Consider the following 2,025-nt stretch of genomic DNA (forward strand, 5'->3'; position numbering starts at 1 on the left):
TGTCGTTCCGAGTCGGCACAGCAGTCCCCGCCGCCCACGCGCTCACCCGTGGTCGTGCAGCGCCGGCCACGCTGGGAACGGATCGGCCCAGGTGCGCCATGCCTCCGGTCCCGCCAGCAGTTCGGCCGGGGTGAGGAGCGCCGAGTCGAGGGCGCGCTCGATCCCGCGGACGTCGAGCCGCTCGCCGACGAACCACAGTGCCTGGCCGATCGGTGCGTCCTCGTCCCACGACGGGTTCGCGGTCGGGTCGAGTGCGAGCATCGCGCCGAAGCTCGACCACGAACCGACGTGGTCTGGCCGTGACGCCAGCCGGAAGAACCCCCGCGACCGCAGGACCCGGCCGTTGACCCCGGCGGCCAGGTCCTCGGCGATCACCGTCGCCAGGCGCCCCGGGTGGAACGGCAGTGGCTCCCGGTAGCGCATCGTGGCCAGGTCGTCGTCGATGTCCCGGCCCAGATCTGCGCCGTCCGAGAGTGCCACCATCCACCCGGCGCCGGTCGCCAGCAGCCGGGCGGCGCTGCCGTTCGACGCGGGCAGGTCCTCGGGCCCGCGCAGGTGGTCGAGCGCCATGATCGACGCGAAGGGCGCCATCCGGTGCAGCAGAGCGACCAGCGCCCGTCGGCGTCGCCCGGACAGCGGTCCGAGTCGGTCGAGTGCGATCACCGTGGCGTACTCAGCCAGTGCGGCGATCCGTTCCGCCGCGACGAAGGCGTCGTCCACGTCGGACCAGAGCAGGTGGGCGACGTCGTCGGCGCGCAGGACCGTCACCGCGTGACGGAGCACCCGGTCGTGGCCATGCTCGGCGCGAGCAGCGTTCGTCAGGAGCATGCCGACGGCGCGCGTGTCCGCTCCGGGTGGCAGCGTCACGACCAGCCCGTGCTCGGCCTCCGGTCCACACGCCCGGTCGAGCTGCTCCGTGCGCGCGGCGATCGCTCGGGCGGCGGTGAATGGGCTGCCGGACACGTGCATCCGGTGGTCGGTGTTCCCGCGTGCGCCACGACGGGCCAAGAGGCTGGCGACACGATCCGCGTCGACCCGGTGCAGAGCGGAGACGAGGGTGATGACGGCTGGGCGCATGCGGGTTACGCTACATGAAAACCGTTATCAACAAGGAGGCACCGTGAAGGTCCGCAACTCGCTCAAGGCACTGAAGAAGATCCCCGGATCGCAGGTGGTGCGCCGTCGCGGCCGGGTGTACGTGATCAACAAGCAGAACCCCCGGTGGAACACCCGTCAGGGCTGAGCGCACCTCCGTAGGGTGGCACCATGCGACTGCTCCTGATCCGCCACGGACAGACCCCCGCCAACGTCACCGGAGTCCTGGACGCCGAGGTCCCCGGGCCCGGCCTCACCGACCTCGGGGAGCAGCAGGCCCAGGCGCTGCCGGCGGCCCTCGCCGACCGGGGGATCGAGCGGCTGTTCGTGTCGTCGATGGTCCGGACACAGCTGACGGCCGCGCCGCTGGCCGAGGCGCTCGGGCTCGAGCCCGTCGTGCTGCCCGGGCTGCGCGAGATCGAGGCCGGAGCACTGCAGGGCAAGCGCGACCAGACCTCGGTGCAGCAGTACCTCGCGACCTGCTACGCCTGGGCGTCGGGGGAGCGTGAGGCCCGGATGCCCGGGGCCGAGACGGGCGAGGACTTCTTCGACCGGTACGACGACGCGGTCCGGCAGATCGAGGAGAGCGGCGCGCAGGTCGCGGCGGCGTTCAGCCACGGCGCGGCGATCCGGATCTGGGCGGCGACGACGGCGCAGAACACGCCGAACGACCTGGGCGCCGACCGGCACCTGGAGAACACGGGCGTCGTCGAACTCGAGGGGTCGACCGCCGACGGGTGGCGCCTGGTCGACTGGGAGGGCGAGCCGATGGGCGGCGACGACCTGATCGACCGGACCGCGCAGGACCCGACGGGCGAGCGCTTCTAGGTCGCGCTGTCTCCTCGCAAAAGCGACAGATCACCGCCGGAATTCCGGGGTGATCTGTCGCTTTCGCGGTGAGGACGCGACCACAGACGGACGGGAGGCCCG

General features: G+C 72.1%; 3 protein-coding genes. 2 read left to right on the forward strand and 1 reads right to left on the reverse strand.

Annotated elements, in window-relative coordinates; all coding sequences use genetic code 11:
• Positions 1-42 precede the first annotated feature (42 nt).
• Positions 43-1,077, reverse strand: a complete 1,035-nt coding sequence (locus BIU90_RS10580) for a GTP-binding protein (protein ID WP_071300168.1) — start codon at positions 1,075-1,077, stop codon at positions 43-45.
• Between the two features lie 43 nt (positions 1,078-1,120).
• Between BIU90_RS10580 and ykgO the strand changes: the two genes are divergently transcribed.
• Positions 1,121-1,243 (forward strand): type B 50S ribosomal protein L36, encoded by a 123-nt coding sequence (ykgO, locus tag BIU90_RS10585; RefSeq protein WP_022905672.1) that lies wholly within the window; start codon positions 1,121-1,123, stop codon positions 1,241-1,243.
• 23 nt (positions 1,244-1,266) lie between these two features.
• Positions 1,267-1,923, forward strand: coding sequence for a histidine phosphatase family protein (locus tag BIU90_RS10590; protein ID WP_071300169.1), 657 nt, complete (start codon positions 1,267-1,269; stop codon positions 1,921-1,923).
• Positions 1,924-2,025: the final 102 nt, after the last annotated feature.

It is taken from the genome of Curtobacterium sp. MCBA15_001 (assembly GCF_001864835.1).
Taxonomy (GTDB): Bacteria; Actinomycetota; Actinomycetes; order Actinomycetales; family Microbacteriaceae; genus Curtobacterium.

Coding starts and splice junctions, on each gene's coding strand:
- BIU90_RS10580 (WP_071300168.1), bottom strand. CDS start 1,077: ATGCGCCCAGCCGTCATCACCCTCGTCTCCGCTCTGCACCGGGTCGAC.
- BIU90_RS10590 (WP_071300169.1), top strand. CDS start 1,267: ATGCGACTGCTCCTGATCCGCCACGGACAGACCCCCGCCAACGTCACC.